The organism is Actinophytocola sp., from assembly GCF_036002505.1.
Taxonomy (GTDB): Bacteria; Actinomycetota; Actinomycetes; order Mycobacteriales; family Pseudonocardiaceae; genus DASYTH01.
Genome location: NZ_DASYTH010000484.1, coordinates 1 through 14,957 on the forward strand (window position 1 = coordinate 1; position 14,957 = coordinate 14,957).

The following is a 14,957-nucleotide window of genomic DNA, read 5'->3' on the forward strand; positions in this document are numbered from 1 at the left end:
CTCCATTGCTAGGCAACTCGCCGTGCAGCAACCGCAGAATGGTTGCCAGTCGAGGCTCGCCTCCAGACTCTCGTGCGCGCAACGCATCCAGTAGCGGTTGCAACGGAAGCGCCTGTCCCAACTCGTCCGCGGCGGCCAGGAATACCTGGCAACCACGTTGTTCCGCCGCCATCGCGGCGGCTCGCACCAGCGCTGACTTGCCTATGCCGGGCTCGCCTTCAATGAGGACAGCGCCTCCGGTTCCGGAAACCAGGTCCTCGATCCACCCGACCAACCAGGAGAACTCAACGTCTCGGCCGACTAGCGTGGTCTCACCCGCCACGTCCCTATAGTACAACGCTATCTCGTTTCCACCGTGCCCACGATGTTTTCCGTCCTGTTGTTGGACGGTGGAACTTCGCGATCCGCTTGTCGATAGACACCCAGCATGACCAAGGAAGTGATCAACACCGTGCACACAAAGCAGCGGATAAGAAAACCGACGCGTATCAGGATAACCACCGGGACCTTCTGTCTCATCAGGCGGACGAACGTACGTAACCTTCGACCGATCGTGGGTCCGAGACATCCGTGGATCTACTGATACATACCAGGTCCGTCACCACCGCCAGCGGGTGGTCTCGGCCAGCTTGGCGGCGTCGAGGCCCGCGCAGCGGTCGGCTTCGGCGCGGCGGACGGTGAGGATGGCGTCGTGGAGTTCGGGGCCCAGGGCGGTGGCGAGGGTGGTGGAGGACTCCAGGGCGGTGGCGGCTTCGGTGGTCGAAGTCGGGAGGCGGTGGATTCCGGCGGCGGCTTGCTGTACCGGGTCGAGCAGGGCGGGGTCGCCGGTGACGGGGGCGGGGAGTTTGAGGTCGTCGGCGATGCCGGCGAGGCCGGCGGCGATGACTGAGCCGGCGAGGAGGTAGGGGTTGGCGGTGGCGTCGAAGCATTTGATCTCGGCGTTGGCGGACCAGGTGCCGGTGCCGGGGAGGCCGGTGATCAGGCGGAGGGCGGTTTCGCGGGTTTCGATGCCCCAGCACTGCCAGATGCCGGCCCAGCGGGAGGGCAGCAGGCGCAGCAAGCTGACGGGGTGGCCGGCGCCGATGGCTACCAGGGCGGGGAGTTCGCGGAGCACGCCGGCCAGGAAGGACTCGGCGGCGGGGTGGAGGCCGGCGGGGCCGGGGCCGCCGGACATCAGGGTGCCGTCGGTGTTGTGGACGGAGAGGTGGAGGTGGGCGCCGGAGCCGGCGCCGTCGGGGTCGACGCTGGGGGCGAAGGTGGCGCGCCAGCCGTGGTGGAGGCTGCGGGTGCGGATCGTGTGGCGGACGAGCACGGCGTCGTCGGCGGCGGCTACGGGGTCGGTGGCGGCGACGGAGAGCTCGAGCTGAGCCAACGCGTACTCGGGGTGGAACTGGTCGACGGACAGGCCCTGCGCCTGGAGGTCGGAGACCAGCTCGCGGGCATAGGCGGCGACGTGTTCGAGCCGGATCTGGCCGTAGGCCGGGCCGTCGAAGGCCGGTATGAACGCCGGTTCGCCGGCGCGGCCGAGGATCCATTCGTGTTCGAAGGCCATGCGGAGGGTGAGGCCTTGAGTGGCCGCGGCGGCGACCTGGCGGGTGGCGAAGGCACGCTGGCAGGCCACGTAGCGGGCGCCGTCCTGGGTGAAGCGGTCGGCCGGCGCCCAGGCCCAGCCGGGGGCGCCGGCCAACGCCACGGCGCGGTCGAGGTCGGGAATGAGCCGGAGGTCGCCGTCGGGACCGCCGAGGTAGCGGCCGGGCACCATCAGGTCGTCGGAGCCGAACGTGTCGAAGCAGGGCGAGGCGCCGACGCCGTGCACCGCGGCGGAGGCCAGGCGGCCCAGGGGCACGGTCTTCACCCGGGTGATCCCCGCGTTGTCCACAAAGGACAGCTCGACGAGCTCGACGCCGGCGAGCTCCAGTGACTCGACCCGCCGGGCCGCGTCGGCGGCGTCGGCCGGAATCCGGTCAGCAGTAACCATGCCGGCCATGGTGCCGCATGGCCGGCATGATCGTTGCCCAGGTTCAGCCGATCGTCGGAATGAACTGCGGTACCCGGCGCGCCGGCTGGGCACGCTCGAACGCGGCGGCGAACGCCAGCACGGTCGCGTCCTGCCAGCGGCCGGCGAAGAACGACACGCCGATCGGCAGCGGACCGGCGAACCCGGCCGGCACCTGCACGTTCGGGTAGCCGGCGACGGCGGCCGGGGTGGACGAGCCGAGGATGAACGCGTCGCCGGCGGCGTAGTCGGTCTTCCAGGCCGGGCTGTTGGTCGGCGCCATGATCGCGTCCAGGTGGAACCGGGCCATCGTCTCGTCGATGGAGCGTTTCGCCGACGTGGTGGCGACGCGGCGCTGCTCCAGGTACACCGGATCGTTGGGCCGTGGTGCGGCCTCGGAGAGCTCGAAGATCTCCTGACCGAACTTGGACAGCTCGACCGGATCGTTCTTGTTGAACTCGATCAGCTCGGCCAGCGTGTCCGGGCCGCCGGGGCGCGCGGCCAGGTAGTTGTTGAGGTCGCGGCGGAACTCGGTCATCAGCGCGGGGAACTCGTTCTGGTTGACCGCGTCCTGGAACGGCAGGTCGACGTCGACCGTGGTGGCGCCGCGGGCCCGCAGCGTGGCCACGGCGTCATTCACCACGCGGTCCACGTCGGCGTCCGCTCCGGACAGTCGCCAGATGCCGATCCTGGCGCCGCGCAACGCATCCGGGCGGAGCAGCCGGGCGTAGTCACGCGGCTGGGTCGACGGGATGGCGCCGGTGGCGGGGTCGGCGGCGTCGCGGCCCTGGATGACGGACAGCGTGATCGCGGAGTCGATGACGTGCCGGGTCATCGGGCCGGCGGTGTCCTGCTCGGCCGAGATCGGCACCACGCCGGCCCGGCTGACCAGGCCCAGGGTCGGCTTGTGGCCCACGATGTCGTTGATCCCGGACGGGCAGACGATGGAACCGTCGGTCTCCGTGCCGATGGCGACCTGGGCCAGCGACGCGGCGACGGCGGCACCGGAGCCGGACGACGAGCCGCAGGGATTTCGGTCCAGCACGTAGGGGTTGTTGGTCTGCCCGCCGACGCCGGACCACCCGGAAGTCGAGTGCGTCGAGCGGAAGTTGGCCCACTCGGACAGGTTGACCTTGCCGAGGATCACCGCACCACCGCGCCTGAGCTGGTCCACGAGGTGGGCGTCGGCGGCGGGGCGGGTCCGGGTGAGCGCGCGGGAGCCGGCGGTGGTCGGCATGCTGCGGGTGTCGACGTTGTCCTTGAGCAGCACCGGAATTCCGTCGAGCGGGCTCAACGTGTGATGGCCGCTGCGGCGCAGGTCGCTGGCGGCGGCCTCGCTGGTCGCGCGCTGGTTCAGCGCGATCACCGAGTGGATCTTGGGGTCGACGGACCGGATCCGGCTCAAGTAGGCGCTGGTGAGCTGGACGGAGCTGAGGCGGCCGTGATCCATGCGCTGCTGCAGGTCCGGGATCGTGGCCGAGTCGAGGTCGAAGCCGAGGCCGGCGGACTGGTCGAGCGGCGCGGCCGCGGCGGGGGACGTGAGGAGCGCCGCGGTGACGGTCGTCGCGGCGAGGAGGGCGAGTCGCAGGGTTCGCACGGCGTCCACGCAACTCCCCGTCCGGAGGCGGGTCAAGCTTCCATTGGGGCTATTCCACTGCACGATTCCACACGTACCGGACGTCCGGCTCGAGCTCCTCGTTGGCCGCGCCGTCGGTGCGTTCGACCTCGACGAAGCCGTGGTTTTCGTAGAACCGTTGGGCGAGCACGTTGACCTGGAACGTCCACAGCTCCAGGCCGTCCGGACACTGCTGTTTGGCGTGGTTGAGCAAGCTGGTGCCGATGCCTTCGCCGCGGCGGGCGGGCTCGACGTAGAGCTGGCTGACCCAGGAGCCGTCGAGGACGAGCAGGCCGACGATCACCCCTTCGTCGTCGGCCACCCAGCTTTCCCGGTGCGGCACGACGACGTTGCGGAACCAGGCGCGTACATCGTCATCGGAGTGCGCGCGGCGGACCGTGGGGAGCGCGGCGGTGCGGGAGCGGAGCCACACCTCGGCCATGGCGGCGGCGTCGGCCGGGGTGGCGCGGCGGATCACCAAGGGCGGGCGGCGAGGCGGCGCAGGGATCGGGCCATGCCCCAGGACAGTAATGGCGCCAGAACCCGCAGGCCAAGGGCGCCGAGCGGGCCGAACGGCGGGTCGAGGCGCTCGGTCCAGGTGATCACCGAACCATTGTCGCGCGGGTCGACGGCGAAGGACGCGGTGCCGCGCAGGAGCCTGCCGAGGTGGCGGGCGCGGCACATCCGCGGCGGGGTCCACTCGACGATCTCCAGCTCGTCGAGGAAGCCCACGTCGAGCACGCCGGTGAAGCCGATCAGCCGGGAGCCCACCGAGTGGCCGTCGCCGGACACCACGCGCACCTTGGTGCCGAGCATCCACTCGCCCTGGTGCGGCCAGTCGGTCAGCACCGCCCAGACGGCCGGCACCGGGCCGGGGACCGGGACGCGCGCGGTGATCTCGTGGGCCGTCATGTCGACCATGGTGCCCGACCGGCTTAGGGTCGAGGTATGGCCGACCCCAATGGCGCACCGGTGCCGGTCGGACCGCGGGTGGGCGCGCACGAGATCGCCTTCACGCTGGCCGACCCGCAGAAACGCCTGGTCGGGGTCAGGCTGGCGCACGAGCTGGACCTGCCGGGCCAGGACGTGGAGTTCCGGTACGACGACCCGTCCCGCAGTTGGACGCTGGTGCTGCCGCGGCCGGCGGTGCGCCGGATGGAGTACCAGCTCACGCTCCGGCACGCCGACGGCGGCGCGGAGACCACCACCGACCCGACCAACCCGGTGCTCACGCCCGGCGCGTTCGGCGACAAGTCCGTGCTGGGGATGCCGGAGTACACCGCGCCGGCCTGGCTCGCGGGCGCCGCGGCCTGGCCGGTGCACACGCGGCTGAGCGTCCCGACCGGGGTGGGCGCGGTCGACGTCGCCGTGCTGTCGCCGCCGGGGTCGACGTCGAGGCTGCTCGTGGCGCACGACGGGCCGGAATACACGCGCCTCGCGGCACTGGGCGCGTTCGCCGCGACAATGGTGCGGGACGGGCGGGTGCCGTCGTTTCACCTGGCGATGGCGGCGCCGGGCGAGCGGGATCAGCGCTACTCCGCCAACCCGGCGTATGCCACGGCCCTGGCGACCGCGGTGCTGCCGGAATTGCACGCCAAGCTCGGAACCCGCGGCCCGGTTGTGTTGATGGGGGCCAGCCTCGGCGGGCTCGCCGCTCTGCACGCACAGCGGCGTTATCCCGATGCGGTCGGCGGGCTGTTTCTGCAGTCCGGGAGCTTCTTCGTGCCGCAGTACGACGAGTGCGAGTCGGATTTCCCTTACTACCCAAGGGTTACCCGCTACGTCGGCGCCGTGTTGCGGGGCGCGGGCGCCGGCCGCGCGGTTCCAACCACGCTCACCTGCGGCGCGGTCGAGGAGAACGTGCACAACAACCGGCTCATGGCGCAGACCCTGCGCCATCAGGGCTATCCGGTGGAGTTCCACGAGGTGCCCGACGCGCACAACTACGTCGCCTGGCGCGACGCGTTCGACCCTTACCTGACCGACCTGCTGGCGAAGGTGTGGGACCATGCGTGAGGTCTCGTTGCCCGGCGGCCGGGTCCTGGTGCACGGGCACTGGGGCCGGCCGGTGCTGATGTTCCCGAGCGAAGCCGGCAACGCGCACGACGCCGAGTCCAACGGCCTGGTCAGCGCCGCCGGCGACCTTCTTACCGCCGGGCGGGTCAAACTGTACTGTGTGGACTCCTACGACTCGGCGAGCTGGTCCGCCAGCCATCTTCCTGTGGAGGAACGGGCCCGCGAGCACGAGCGCTACGAGGACTGGATCGTGCACACCGTCGCCAAGTACATTGTGGACGACTGCGGCGGCGGAGACGTGGAGATCGCCACCGCCGGCTGCTCGATGGGCGCATACCACGCGTTGAACATCGCGCTCCGCCATGCGGACACGTTCGTCCTGGCGTTGTGTTTCTCCGGCAACTACGACACGACGAGCTGGCGCGGCTGGGGCGAGCACGGCATGTCCACCTACTTCAACAACCCGGTCAGCTACGTGCCCAACCTGCACGGCTCGCATCTGGAATGGCTCCGCTCCAGGCTTTCCGTGCTCCTGGTGTGCGGCCAGGGCCAGTGGGAGGACACCACCGGCTCTTTGGAGTCCACCAAGTGGATGGCCGCCCTGTTGCGCGACAAGGGAATCCGCTGCGAGCTCGACCTCTGGGGCCACGACGTCCCGCACGACTGGCCGTCCTGGCGCCGCCAGTGGGCCCACCACCTACCCCGTTTCTGTTGACCCTCAAGGAGGTCGCACGATGACCACCGTCGATCATCTGGTCGGCCTGCTGCTGGGCACCGAAGAAGACTGGCCCACCGCGTTCACCGAGATTCTCCGCCGCGTCGGCCCTGTTGCCGACGGCGTGGGCCGCACGCACGCCTTCGACGTCAAACGCGTCACCATCGAGCCCTTCGATCTTCGCTACAAACCGCGCCACTCCCTGGTGATCGACCGCCTCGCCTACTGGTACTACCACCCCCGCGAGTGGCTGAAAAAGATCGCTCTGATGGACGACGTATATCTTTTGAACAGCCCGTTCACGTTTCAGTCCATGGAAAAGCACGCCGCGTACTGCGCCATGATGCGCCTGGGTTTGAACGTTCCCGACACGGTGCTCGTTCCTTACAAGCATCCTCTTGACAACGCGCGTTATGCATACACCGCGGAGCGCTACAACCGGCCGTTCGACCTCGACGCCGTCGCCGAGGAGCTCGGCTACCCCCTGTTCATGAAACCCTACGACGGCGGCGCCTGGGTCGGCGTGTCCCGCGTCCGCAACAGCGCGGAGTTGCACGCCGCCTACGACACCTCCGGCGAACGACTCATGCACCTCCAGTCCTCAGTAGAGGGTTACGACTCCTTCGCCCGCTCCCTGTCCATCGGCGCCGAGACCATGGTCATGCGCTTCCGCCCAGAGCTGCCGATGCACGACCGCTACGAGGTCTCCCACGGCTTCCTCTCCCCCGACGCCGGCTGGGAGGTCACCACGATCTCCCGCCTCGTCAACGCCTTCTTCCGCTGGGAGTTCAACTCCTGCGAGACGTTGGTGCGTGGTGGGGACGTGCACCCCATCGACTACGCCAACGCCTGCCCCGACGTTGCGCTGACCTCGCTGCACTACTACTTCCCCTGGGCCATGGCCGCTCTTGTTCGGTGGACGGTCTTCTGCTGCGCCACCGGCCGCCGCCCCCGTCTCGACCTCGACACCAGCCGCTACTTCGAAATCGCCGACCGCTCAGACCTGTCCTACAACGAAAAACTCACCGAGTACGGCCGCCTGGCCGACGACTACTTCGAAACCGAGCGCTACCTCGACTTCTGCGCCTCACGCCTGTCCCATGTGGACTCGGTGGTCTACGACTGGGTCCGCTCCCCCGAGTTCGACAAGCTGCTGGTCGACACCGTCCAGGCCACCTATCCGGCCGCGGAGCACGACCGCTTCGTCGCCCACTTCCGCGGCCTCCTCGCCGCCTGGGTCAACGACCAGTCTGTTTGAGTGACCGAAGATCATCCAGCGCGGCGTTCACCGCATCCACCAGCTTCACCAGCCGGATCACGCGGTGCGCGGTGCTCGCGTGAATTCTCGTCCGCCGCGCCAGTCGAGGGACATGACGACGCCGGCGAGCTCGATGAAGGGGAATGCGATCGCGACGGTGATGGTGAGGATGAGGACGGGTGAATCCGTGTGGACTGTCCATTGGTTGGTCGGGATCATGATGGTGGCTATGTACATCAGGAAGGCGAGGAAGATGTGTAGCAGATAAATGCAGGTGGTGGCGATGACCGCGGCCTGGCGGACACGGTCGTTCGGCGCCAGGAGTGCGATGGCTATGGTTGTGGCCAGGAATGCGAGGGAAAGGATCAGTGCGGGCCAGTAGGGCATCGGGGGCGCCGGTCGCAGGTGTAGGAGCGTCAGGTTGTTGACGATTCTGACGGCCCAGAGTGCCAGCAGGGTCATGGCGCCGGTCGCGCCCATGGTGGTCACGATGTTGCCGAGGAGGGTCAGGCCGGCGTGGGCATGCTTGAATTTGTCCTGCAGCAGGGTGACGCCGAGCAGCAGGATCGATACTCCGGTGGCCATGGTGCTGCTGCCGATGAGGCCCTGGGCGCCGCCGCGGGCGCACATCACTTCGCCGCTCGCCGCGCCGAAGATGAACGTGTCCGTGCCCAGGGCGAGCAACGTCACGGTGAACATGGCGACGGCGGCGGTGGGATTCTCGTCGCCCTTGTACTCGACCAGAATGATGACCATGGAGGCGAGGACGAGGCTTGCCGCGAGCCCGGTGAACGAACTGAAATTGGACGCGGCGTTCAGGAAGCTCCATTCCAGTTGCTTGCAGAGTTCTTCCATGAACACCTCGGTCAGCCACCTGGTGACCATTATTCAGCAAACGGCGGTGGCGAACGTCCGAAATCACCTGATCGAGTGAATCTGCTAGATTGGACAACATGGGTCCACCGAGGGTTGTGGTTTCGGCGATCACAGGGGTGCGGCGGGGATTGCGGCGGGTGGCCGACCGGTTGGCGCCGGCCGAGGTTGCCTTGCTGGAGCGGTCGGCGGCGCTGGTGAGCACGTTCGTCGTGGGGGTGGTGGCGGAGTTGGGAGTGGCCGACCTGCTGGTGAAAAGGCCGAGGACGGCGGCGGAGTTGGCCGTCGAGCTCAGGGTCGACGCCGGGGTCCTGCATCGGGTGTTGCGGGTGGCGGCGGCGATGGGCGTGCTGAGTCTGGATGGGAAGGGGCGGTTTCGGTTGGGGCGGCTGGGGCGGCCGCTGCGGAGTGATCATCCGGGGAGTGTGCGGTCGTGGGCGCGGTACCTGGCGTTGCGGTCGACCGTGCTGCCGTGGACCGATCTGCTGGAGAGCGTGCGGACCGGGCGTGGAGCATTTCCGCGAGTGCACGGGCATTCGGTGTGGCAGCACTATGCGGAGAACCCGGGAGAGCACGAGCTTTTCAACACGGCGATGCGGCGGTTCACGGAGCAGGAGGTGCCGGGGATCGTCGGGGCGTATCCGTGGCCGGAGCGCGGAACCGTGTGCGATGTGGGAGGTGGGTTGGGCGCGGTGCTGGCGGGGGTGCTCAAGGCGCGGCCGGGGTTGCGTGGGGTGCTTGTCGACTCGCCGGCGGTGCTGGCGGAGGCGGAGGAGTACCTGGCGGCGGCCGGGGTGCGGGACCGGGTGGAGCTGAAGGGTGGCGACCTCTTCGGGACGCTGGACGTACACGCCGACCTGTATGTGCTGAAGGATGTGTTGCACGACTGGGACGACGCGGCGTGCGCGAGGATTCTCGGCGGGGTGCGGGCGGCGGCCCCGGCGGGTTCGCGGATCGTGGTGATCGAGGGGACGCTTGAGCACACCGAAACACACCCGGTTCTGACCGTCGTGGACCTGATCATGCTTACCCAGACCGATGACGGGCGGCAGCGGTCGGTCGGCGAGCTGCACGATCTGTTCAGGGGAGCCGGCTTCGCGCCGGGTGGCGTCTATCGGACCGCGGGCCTGGTGTCGCTGGTCGAAGGGCGATGACGGGACCAGAGCGATTCATGGCTGGGCGGATGCGCGACACGCCGAGGCGGTCAGGCGGCGGTCAGGGTGAGGTTGGCCCACGGGCCGCTGGCCAGCTTCGGGGCGGTCAGGCGCCAGGTCACGGTGAGCGCCCGGTCTGCGGTGAGTTCCGTGGGGATGTGCACGCCCATGGCGAACCGGATTGTGCCGTGGGCGGGGATGCTTCTCACGGGGCGGCAGTTCAGGCGGTACAGGCCGCTGTCGTTGATGGCCCGGAGTTCGGCGGTGCCCTGGGAGAAGCGTTCCTGAAGGTAGCCGGGGCCCGGGTCGAGCGGGATCGCGGCGGCGGTCGGATTGGTCAGGCGGACGTGGAAGGTGACCAGGTCGCCGGGTTTCGCGGTGGGGACCGGTTCGATGGTGGCGGTGAGCGCGGCCAGCGGGGAGTCCATCGCGGTTTCCCTGGACGGCTCGTCGAAGACGCTGCTGGCGAGGAACGACGTGATCTCCGGGTGGGTTTCGCTGGGGCGGCCGCAGGGCGGGACCGAGGTGGCGGTGATCGGGGCGCGGAGCTTGCCGCCGTTTTCCGGAAGGGTGATCTCCAGTTCCAGTGAGCCGTCGTGGGGTGCGCAGAACGGCGCGGACCAGTCGAGGCGGAGGTCCGCCGACTCGCCGGGCGGGACGATGGTCACGCGCTGTTCGGCCTCATCGTTGACGTTGCGCGAGTAGCCGATCTTGAGCTCGCCGGTGCGGTCGCGGAGGCGGGTGTCGACCTCGCCGTGGAGCCGGCAGGTTTGCTGGCCGGTGTTGGCGACCCGGGCGTAGCCGATCAGTTTCGGTGGTTCCCGTTGGGGGACGCCCGGTTCGCCGCTGTTCCCCGGAGCTGTCCACTGGGTGAGCTCGCCTCGAAGGTCACCTGCGAGGCAGGGCTTGGCGTTCGGGTCGACCCGACGTGCCGGCGGTGGCAGGCTGAACTCCCTCTCCCCCGCAGGCTCGTCGACCCAGGGCACGGTGCCGTCCGGGAGCAGCGTGGCCGGGGCGGACACGGTGGGCGGCAGGGCCGGCGACGATGGCGCACCGGCTCCCCCGGCCCGCGAGCCGCAGGCGGCCAGGGCGACGATCGGCAGCAGCCACAGCAGATGTCGCGCCACCCCGGCAGTCTGCCGCAACGGGTTCGGCGGGTCGGCCGTATTGGAACTACTCGCAGGCGATGCCGTCGCCGTCGCGGTCGAGGTCGTAGATGTCGGTGCCGATGACGCGGATCGGGCCCTGCACGTAGGCGGGGCCGTTGCCGGTTCCGCCCGCGCAGTCGACGTCGGAGGCGACGGGAACGCAGCCGGTGTAGTTGGGATCGCAGGGCGGTTGGGGGGCGGGCGGCGGTGTCACCGGGGGCGCGGGCGGCGGCGTGGTGCGCTTCGTCGTGGTCTTCGGGGCGGGCTGTTGGGGTGCTGGCGGGTTGGGCACCGGCGGGTTGGGCGGTGGCGGCGGGGCGATGACCGTCGTGGTGGTCGTGGGCTCGGTGGTGGTCGGCGGCGGGGTTGTTGTCGTGGTGGGCGCGGTGGTGGTCGTGCTGGTGTCGGACACAGTGTTCGCCGCTGGTGGCGAGTCGTCGTTGCTGTTGTTGGCCAGGGCGACGATGAAGATCAGGCCGACGACGGCGGCGGCGATCCAGGCGGGGCGGTGTGAGGAGAAGATGCGGCGCGGGCGGGTCGGTGTGGGGCCGGGCTGAGGAGTCGGTGTGGGCGTCGGGACCGGAACGGGGCTGGCACCGTCGCGGGGCAGGCGCAGGAGGAGCTCGAGGCCGCGGGTGCCGCGTTGGATCAGGGCCGCGCAGGCTGGGCGGCCGCCGTGGGTGGCGACGCCGGTGATCAGCGGGGCGTAGCGCTGGGACATCAGGTAGGTGAGCTCGCCCACGCGAGTGCCGTCGAGGCGGACTTCGATGGCGGGTTGGCCGCGGTACTTGCCGGAGGCGATGGTGCACCAGCCGAGCTCGACGGTGACCTGGCGTTGGGTGCCCGGGGCGACGGGATAGCGGGCGAGCGCGGCTTGGTGGTGTTCCTCACGGGTCACTGTGACCGTCACTTCGGCCCCTAACATCACCAGGCCTGCGGACGAGTTCTCGGTCACGGCACCTCCAGACGCGGGGCGGGCATACGGCCGGAGAGTCGCCGGATGGGGCAAAGCGTTACGCCGAGTGACGGTCGACCAGGTCAGCGGGGGCGGTTTAGAGTTTGCCGACCAGTGGAGAGTGTGTGGGGAACGGGCGGTTGGAGATCTGCATTGTCGGGGCGGGGCCCCGGGGTCTGTCGGTGTTCGAGCGGCTGGTCGCCATCGCGGGCGAGCGGGGGGTGGCGGGCGGGCGGGTGCGGGTGCATCTGGTTGACCCGCATGTGCATGACGGGAGCGCGGTGTGGCGGACGGGCCAGGCGCGCAACCTGCTGATGAACACGGTGGCGTCGCAGATCACCATGTTCGTCGACGAGACGGTGGACTGTGCGGGGCCGATGGTGGAGGGGCCGAGCCTGTACGACTGGGCGCGGTTCGTGGCGCGGTTCGACTCGTTTGACGACAACGTGCCGGAGTGGGTGCGGAACGAGGGCGCGCGGTTGGGGCCGGACGAGTATCCGACGCGGGCGTTCTATGGGTATTACCTGCAGTGGGTGTTGCGGCATCTGATGCGGACGGCGCCGGAGCACGTCGAGGTGAGCGTGTATCCGCAGCGGGCGGTGGGGGTCGCGGACGGCGCGGGTGGGCGGCAGGAGGTCCGGCTTTCCGACGGGACGGCGCTCGGTGGGCTCGAGGCGGTGGTGCTCACCCAGGGGCATCTGCCGGCGCGGATCTCGGCGGCGGAGGAGAAGCTCGCGGCATATGCCGCGCGGAACGGGTTGCGGTATGTGGCGCCGGTGAATCCGGCGGAGGTGGAGCTGGACGACATCGCCCCGGGTGAGCCGGTGGTGGTGCGCGGGATGGGGCTGAACTTCTTCGACTACATGGCATTGCTGACGGTGGGGCGCGGCGGTGGGTTCGTGCGGAACCTGGACGACCGGCTGGAGTACCACCCGTCCGGGCAGGAGCCGCTGCTGATCACCGGGTCGCGGCGCGGGGTGCCGTACCACGCGCGCGGGGAGAACCAGAAGGGACCGTTCGGGCGGTACGGGCTGTCGTTCCTGACCCCGAAGGTGATCGCCGGGATGCGGGCACAGGCGGAGGCCGGCGATCCGGTGGACTTCCGGGAGCAGGTCTGGCCGATCATCGACCGGGACGTGCGGGCGGTGTACTACGCGCGGCTGCTGTCGGCGCGGTCCGGGGAGCGGCACGGCAAGGCGTTCATGCACCGGTACCGGATGCTGTGGGCCGGTGGGAACTTCCCGGCACCACCGGCGGATCCGCTGGCGATCGCGGAGACCGGCGCGGAGCGCGAGTTGCTGGCGGCATTCGGCATCGGACCGGACGAGCGCTGGGACTGGCACGCGATCGCGCATCCGTACGGGGACAAGGGGTTCGCCGGTGGAGACGAGTACCACACGTGGCTGATCTCCTACCTGGCCGGCGATGTCCGGGAGGCCAAGCGGGGCAACGTGCGGAGCCCGGTGAAGGCCGCGCTGGACATCATGCGCGACCTGCGCAACGAGATCCGGCTCGTGGTCGACCATGGCGGCGTCTCCGGCGAGTCCTACCGGGACGATCTGCAAGGCTGGTACACGCCGCTGAACGCCTTTGTCTCCATTGGACCGCCGGTGCGGCGGATCGAGGAGCTGATCGCGCTGATCGAGGCCGGGGTGGTGCACGTCCTCGGGCCGGGCATGACCGTCGGGATGCCTGAAGACGGCGCGGATTTCCTTGCGACGTCACGGATTCCGGGACAGGAGTACCGGTCGCGGTTCCTGATCGAGGCGCGGATGCCGGACCCGGACATCCGGGCCACCACCGACCCGCTGATCAGCGGGCTGCTGGCCAGCGGCGAGTGCGCTTTGCACCAGATTCCGTGGCAGGCCGGCGGTTACTACCAGACCGGTGGGCTCGCAGTGACCCCGCGGCCGTACAACCTGCTCGACGCGGGCCGGCGGCCGCACCCACGCCGGTTCGCGTTCGGCGTGCCCACCGAGACCGTGCACTGGGTGACCGCCGCCGGTATCCGTCCGGGCGTGAACTCGGTCATCCTGGCCGACGCCGACGCGGTCGCGCATGCGAGCCTTGCGGTGGCCGGTAACCCGAGCAGACAAGGACCCGTCACCATGCCCGCTGAGCCGAGTGTCGAAAGTGGACTGCTGTCCCCCGGTTGGGCCGGCACCGGGGTGGACGCGCTGGTCACCGACGCCGCCTGGGTGCAGGCGATGTTGGACGCGGAGGCGGCGCTGGCCCGGGCGCAGGCCGAGCTGGGCGTGGTGCCGAAGCGGGCGGCGGAGACCATCGCGGATTGCTGCCGGGTGGAGAAGCTGGACCTGGCCGGGATCGCCACCGGGGTGCACGCCACGGCCAACCCCGTTGTGGTGCTGGTCAACCAGCTGACCTCGGTGGTGTCCGATGTGGACGCCACGGCGGCCGATTACGTGCATCGGGGCAGCACCAGCCAGGACATCCTGGACTCGGGGATGATGCTGGTCTGCGCGCGAGCCTTGTCCTATGTAGACGATCAGCTCGCCCGGTGTGCCCGTGGGTTGGCTTCGCTGGTGGAACAGCACCGGGACACGGCGATGGTGGGCCGCACGCTGACCCAGCACGCGGTGCCGATCACGTTCGGGCTCAAGGCGGCCGGCTGGCTGGAACTGGTGCTGGACGCGCGGGAGCGGGTGCGCCGGGTGCGTGCCGACCTGCCGGCCTCGCTGGGTGGGGCGGCCGGCACGCTGTCCGCCTACGCGGAGTACGCCGAACTCGCCGGGGTGCGGCACGACGGTGGCGTGGAGCTGATCGAGCCGTTCGCCGCGCAGCTCGGCCTGCGCGCGCCGTTGGTGCCCTGGCACGGTATCCGCACACCGCTGGCCGACGTGGCCGGGGCGCTGGCCACCACCACTGGCGCGCTCGGCAAGTTCGCCCAGGACGTCCAGGTGCTCACCCGAACCGAGATCCGCGAGGTGATCGAGCCCAGCGCTCCCGGCCGTGGCGCCTCCTCGGCCATGCCGCAGAAGCACAACCCCGTGTACGCCACGCTGATCATGACGGCGGCGCGGCAGCTTCCGCCCTACGCCACCGTGTTGTTCCAGTCGATGATCGCCGAGGACGAGCGCTCAGCCGGCGCCTGGCACGCCGAGTGGCAGCCGCTGCGGGAATGCCTGCGGCTGGCCGCCGGCGCGGCCACCAACGCCGCCGCGCTGGCCGAGGGTCTGGTCGTGGTGCCGGAACGCATGCGGGAAAAC

Annotated in this window: 13 protein-coding genes; 5 read left to right on the forward strand and 8 right to left on the reverse strand. The window is 69.8% G+C overall.

The genetic code is table 11. The annotated features are described in order from the left end of the window. The 5 genes from VGR06_RS42485 to VGR06_RS42505 all read right to left on the reverse strand — a co-directional run. On the reverse strand, nucleotides 1-322 hold a 322-nt coding region (locus VGR06_RS42485; protein WP_327564937.1), incomplete at its 3' end, for an AAA family ATPase. Between the two features lie 276 nt (nucleotides 323-598). Next, nucleotides 599-1,978, reverse strand: a complete 1,380-nt coding sequence (locus VGR06_RS42490; protein WP_327564938.1) for a glutamine synthetase family protein — start codon at nucleotides 1,976-1,978, stop codon at nucleotides 599-601. Nucleotides 1,979-2,021: 43 nt separating this feature from the next. Further along, complete coding sequence (locus VGR06_RS42495) at nucleotides 2,022-3,602, reverse strand: amidase (RefSeq protein WP_414637459.1); 1,581 nt, start codon at nucleotides 3,600-3,602, stop codon at nucleotides 2,022-2,024. Between the two features lie 40 nt (nucleotides 3,603-3,642). Beyond that, nucleotides 3,643-4,089: a GNAT family N-acetyltransferase gene (locus tag VGR06_RS42500; RefSeq protein WP_327564949.1), complete on the reverse strand. Its 447-nt coding sequence runs from the start codon at nucleotides 4,087-4,089 to the stop codon at nucleotides 3,643-3,645. Continuing rightward, entirely contained in the window at nucleotides 4,086-4,523 is a 438-nt protein-coding gene (locus tag VGR06_RS42505) for an SRPBCC family protein (RefSeq protein WP_327564939.1), read from the reverse strand. Before VGR06_RS42505 ends, VGR06_RS42500 begins: the two co-directional genes overlap by 4 nt. Nucleotides 4,524-4,559: 36 nt before the next feature. Here VGR06_RS42505 and VGR06_RS42510 point away from each other — a divergent pair, with 36 nt between their 5' ends. From VGR06_RS42510 to VGR06_RS42520, 3 genes are read left to right on the forward strand one after another with little or no spacing between them, the layout of a single operon-like run. After that, the gene (locus tag VGR06_RS42510; protein ID WP_327564940.1) at nucleotides 4,560-5,627 is read left to right on the forward strand and encodes an alpha/beta hydrolase; all 1,068 of its coding nucleotides are present in this window, start codon (nucleotides 4,560-4,562) and stop codon (nucleotides 5,625-5,627) included. Next, nucleotides 5,620-6,342, forward strand: coding sequence for an esterase family protein (locus VGR06_RS42515; protein WP_327564941.1), 723 nt, complete (start codon nucleotides 5,620-5,622; stop codon nucleotides 6,340-6,342). The genes VGR06_RS42510 and VGR06_RS42515 overlap by 8 nt, the downstream gene beginning before the upstream one ends. A 19-nt stretch (nucleotides 6,343-6,361) precedes the next feature. After that, nucleotides 6,362-7,600, forward strand: coding sequence for a hypothetical protein (locus VGR06_RS42520; RefSeq protein WP_327564942.1), 1,239 nt, complete (start codon nucleotides 6,362-6,364; stop codon nucleotides 7,598-7,600). A gap of 57 nt (nucleotides 7,601-7,657) precedes the next feature. Here the strand turns inward: VGR06_RS42520 and VGR06_RS42525 are convergent, their stop codons facing one another. Beyond that, nucleotides 7,658-8,461 carry a hypothetical protein gene (locus tag VGR06_RS42525; RefSeq protein WP_327564943.1) on the reverse strand — a complete coding sequence of 268 codons (804 nt, stop codon included), beginning with the start codon at nucleotides 8,459-8,461 and terminating at the stop codon, nucleotides 7,658-7,660. A gap of 152 nt (nucleotides 8,462-8,613) precedes the next feature. Between VGR06_RS42525 and VGR06_RS42530 the strand changes: the two genes are divergently transcribed. Continuing rightward, the gene (locus VGR06_RS42530) at nucleotides 8,614-9,627 is read left to right on the forward strand and encodes a methyltransferase (RefSeq protein WP_327564944.1); all 1,014 of its coding nucleotides are present in this window, start codon (nucleotides 8,614-8,616) and stop codon (nucleotides 9,625-9,627) included. A gap of 50 nt (nucleotides 9,628-9,677) precedes the next feature. Here the strand turns inward: VGR06_RS42530 and VGR06_RS42535 are convergent, their stop codons facing one another. Together VGR06_RS42535 and VGR06_RS42540 are read right to left on the reverse strand one after the other, a co-directional pair. Beyond that, nucleotides 9,678-10,754 carry a hypothetical protein gene (locus VGR06_RS42535; RefSeq protein WP_327564945.1) on the reverse strand — a complete coding sequence of 359 codons (1,077 nt, stop codon included), beginning with the start codon at nucleotides 10,752-10,754 and terminating at the stop codon, nucleotides 9,678-9,680. 46 nt (nucleotides 10,755-10,800) lie between these two features. After that, nucleotides 10,801-11,685, reverse strand: coding sequence for a hypothetical protein (locus VGR06_RS42540; RefSeq protein WP_327564946.1), 885 nt, complete (start codon nucleotides 11,683-11,685; stop codon nucleotides 10,801-10,803). Nucleotides 11,686-11,870: 185 nt separating this feature from the next. Between VGR06_RS42540 and pcaB the strand changes: the two genes are divergently transcribed. Beyond that, nucleotides 11,871-14,957, forward strand: a 3,087-nt coding sequence (gene pcaB / locus VGR06_RS42545; RefSeq protein WP_327564947.1) for a 3-carboxy-cis,cis-muconate cycloisomerase, incomplete at its 3' end; no start/stop codon positions are given.